Annotated in this window: 4 protein-coding genes and 1 pseudogene; 1 reads left to right on the plus strand and 4 read right to left on the minus strand. The window is 37.5% G+C overall.

Translation table 11 applies throughout. The features are described from left to right. Positions 1–562, plus strand: a 562-nt coding sequence (locus Q0X66_RS15495) for a response regulator transcription factor (RefSeq protein WP_297707961.1), incomplete at its 5' end; no start/stop codon positions are given. A 219-nt stretch (positions 563–781) separates the two neighbouring features. Here Q0X66_RS15495 and Q0X66_RS15500 read toward each other — a convergent pair. The 4 genes and pseudogenes from Q0X66_RS15500 to Q0X66_RS15515 form a co-directional block, all read right to left on the minus strand. Continuing rightward, positions 782–1,837 carry an AI-2E family transporter gene (locus Q0X66_RS15500; protein WP_297707963.1) on the minus strand — a complete coding sequence of 352 codons (1,056 nt, stop codon included), beginning with the start codon at positions 1,835–1,837 and terminating at the stop codon, positions 782–784. Positions 1,838–1,895: 58 nt separating this feature from the next. Further along, on the minus strand, positions 1,896–2,513 hold the full coding sequence (locus tag Q0X66_RS15505) for a potassium channel family protein (protein WP_297707965.1): 618 nt from the start codon (positions 2,511–2,513) through the stop codon (positions 1,896–1,898). Positions 2,514–2,601: 88 nt separating this feature from the next. Next, positions 2,602–3,207 carry a hypothetical protein gene (locus Q0X66_RS15510; protein WP_297707967.1) on the minus strand — a complete coding sequence of 202 codons (606 nt, stop codon included), beginning with the start codon at positions 3,205–3,207 and terminating at the stop codon, positions 2,602–2,604. A 63-nt stretch (positions 3,208–3,270) separates the two neighbouring features. Next, positions 3,271–3,772, minus strand: a pseudogene (locus Q0X66_RS15515) (hypothetical protein); the annotation flags it as partial.

Here is a 3,772-nt window from a genome sequence, read left to right on the forward strand (position 1 = left end):
GTATTATTTTGAAACCTACCAGGATTATTACCTCGGAGGTCTTTATATTTCCGTTGAAGATGCTTTAAAAGACTTTGACAATGTATCACCAGATATAATTGTTTCCGAAGTATCTATGCCCGAAGTATGTGGCATTCAAGGAATCTCAAAGTTTAGGAAAAAAGATTCCGAAGTAAAAATTATTATGATAAGCGCCCAGAAAGATTTTGAGCTTATCAAAAAAGCCTTTAAAAACCGGGCAAATGGCTACCTTACAAAACCGGTAACAAAAAAACGTTTGTACAATGCCTTAAATTCCATCAAATATGAAGGTGCCACCATGAGCAATGACATAGTCAAAGCTGTAATCTCAATGTTTCACAGAAAATCGTATAATACTTTTTCTGAACGGGAAAACGAAATAATTGATTATCTGTGCCAGGGAGCCACTTATAAACTTATAGCCGACAAGCTTTTTGTTACTCCAAGCACCGTAAATTTTCATATTCAGAATATATACTTAAAACTTGATGTGAATTCCAAATCGGAGGCTCTTACTAAATTGCAGGAAATGGAAAACTAAATATTACTTCGGTTTTGTGGTAACCATTTATTGTGGAACAGGACAAATTTTAATGTTCTTTTGAAGCTCAAAATGATTACAATTTACTTTATGATCTGTGCCGGATTGTAGTGAAATGGACAAAAATAGCATAAAGCAAATAACCTGATTATTGCGATTAGGTTTGGCTTTTAATCTTTTTTGTCCATTTATTTTGAAACTATTGCAAATCCTGAACAGTTATGTCGATTCATTTTCTTTAATCAGGGCTTTTGCATCTTTTTTTGTTCCAAGAATAATGGCGATCCACCTTGTCTTTGGATCGTGCTCTAGCATGATTTTCACAGTCATTGTCAAAGGAACAGATAAAAACATTCCTACCGTACCTAATACAAATCCCCAAAAAATAAGAGATAAGAATACTATTGCAGTAGATAATCCCATACCCTGCCCCATGAGTTTTGGCTCTGCAATACTACCTATTATTAAATTCACCGCAACAAATGCAATCAGCGCAGCCAATGCACCTCCAAATCCAAGTTGAACCAGAGCAAATAGAACGGCAGGAAACGCTGCAATAAAAGATCCTATAGTTGGAATATAATTTAACAGGAATGCTATTAAACCCCATAAAATGGCATAATCCACGCCAATAAGTGACAATGCTATCCATATTAAAGTACCTGTGATAAGACTTGTAAGTGTTTTAATTGAAAGGTAATGGCGAATTCTATTCCCAATTTCATCAAAATATGAATAATTTACCGAATAGTCTTTTAGGATGGCATCTACTTTTATTGAAATATCATCCAATTCCAATAAAAGAAAAAGTACTAAGAAGAGTATAGTTAGAAAATTGCCCATAAACCCCCCAAGCTGACCCAGTAAACCGGCTGTAAAACGCATTATTTTAGAAGGTTCCAATAAATCATCTATTCTATCAAATGAAAAATTAAATCCCCTGTCATTCAAAAAATCTAAAGCAGATGCACCAATTTTATCCAGATTCTGTTCATACAACCCTGTATTTTGAGTAAAAGCAGCAAGGGAACGTCCCACTAATTCGCCTAAACCAATGAAGATTGCTATGAGCATTAGAAACACAACTAAAACAGCCAAACTCTGCGGCACCCTTTTCCTTACCAGATACCTAATTGGTGGTGTACAAATAATGGAAAGAAATACTGCCATTAAAATTGGAGTGATTATGGTTGCACCAGAGATTAATCCCGCAATTATGATAATAAAAGCAGCCAGGTTTATCATAAAGGGAAACTTTGAGCTTGATTTAATCATATTCTTTTTGGTTTCGTATTACTTACATAACTTAGTAACTACCTAAAGGTATATTAACCTAATTCTTGCTGGCAAATTTGCCAACGATGATAGCTACAACTACGGCTATATAGAATTGACCGGAAATGGCAATAATCATAGAGAGCGATTTAGCAATAGGTATCTGTGGTATAATATCTCCATAACCCACTGTGGTAAGGGTCACTATCGTATAATAGACCAGGTCTATACTCTCTTCACCTTTGAACAAATAAGCACCGGGAAAGGTAAGTTCACAATAAGCAACAAGGCTAATAAACATAATACCCATTAGCAGGTACCCGTTTACAGCTTCCACCAGGGTAAATAAGGTAACAGAACGCTGGCGCATCATATCGAGAACCACATTACCAACTATGTAAATGAGAAATAAATTTGTGGTCACTACAGCAAGGTAGTTGAGAACCTTAAAATCAGTAGTCCGCGTGCCCACCTCAATGAAAATAGCAATTAAACCTATTAAAATGAGTCTTCGGGAAATGTTATATGCGGCAAGAAAAATAATTACTGAAATTAGCAGAATACCAAGGAGTGGTGATTCAGTTTTCAATAGCGGCAGCACAAAAACAAATACACCACTAGTCAGTAACAGTAGCACCGCGATCCACCTTGGATCTAACTGCTGTATTTTTTTCATTTCATCCATGTGTCGCTAAGTTTAATAATAATTGGCCATACAATTTTCTTTTGACCAATTATACCATACTAAATCAGAAACCCTGTTTTTACTTTCTTTTTTTCAAGATCCATATAAAAATCGGTGGGAGTACAAACCAGGCCAAAGTCCATACCAGCGGGCTTACAAAGGCTAAGCCTATATTGATTGTGGCTGTTAGCGGTTCCATTAGATTGCTCTTAGTGATTTGTTTGACCTCCTCTTCGGTCATGCCTTCCCGGATTAGGCCTTTTTTAGCTGCAAATTTCCATAGGCCAACACTCATAAATCCTGCTATGGCCAGGCTGCCTGCCTGCAAGGCTGGCGAGGATTTGGTTTCCAGATTGGGATCGGCAATGGCAAAATAAACAAAAAGGACCACAAAGAACAACTGTAACAGAGAAAGAGCCGCATGGTTGTAATTGGTCCGTGCCAGGTTTTTAAAGATACCAACGTTTTGGTTCCAGTGTAAGAGGGCCAGTCCACAACCTATGATAATACGTAACAACTCCATGCGACCATCCCATAGATGACTTAGAAGGCCGTAAGGCTTCTCCGTCCAGGTCATCTCTTCAAAGTGGGGAAGATACTGGCTGGCAATATGGAAGAAAATCACGGCGTAGACCACGTCTATAAAACGACTTAGTCTTTTTAAATAAATAGTATCAGGAGTCATTATTTTATTTTTTTTGTAATCTATTATTTATCATTATGTGAATGTTCCCTGACCACGGAATTTTTAAAGCACAAATTCTACCAAAAAGCGCAAATCATATACTGTTCCTTTGGTGGGTCTGATAACATTTTTAAAAAATTGAACCCCAAGATTCAATGTTGTTTTTTTTCCAAGTGGGATTTGATATTGGCCTCCTCCGCCTAATGGTAGGTATACTTTTTCACCTGCGGGTTTGTTCCAATATACGGAAACACCATAAGGCATATATATAAGATCAAAACGTTCCACCACATTAAATACCACAAAGGGTTTAATCATTAACATGTTAACAGCTTTCAGGTCTGATGGTCCTGCCACGGACCACACCTGCAGGGCAATTGCCCCGGCAAACCAGCGGCCACTCTCAAATTCATAGTCAAAACTGGGGCCTACAGAAAACTTTCCACTTCCAAGTGATTTATCAGAAGCTGTTGGAAGCATAGCGGCAAAACCTCCTGTGAAATGATGTTTGCCATGGTGTTTGCCTTTTCTGGCAAACCAAAACGCTGTCAGCAAATCGTTAATG

Source organism: uncultured Eudoraea sp., assembly GCF_947260015.1.
Classification (GTDB): Bacteria; Bacteroidota; Bacteroidia; order Flavobacteriales; family Flavobacteriaceae; genus Eudoraea.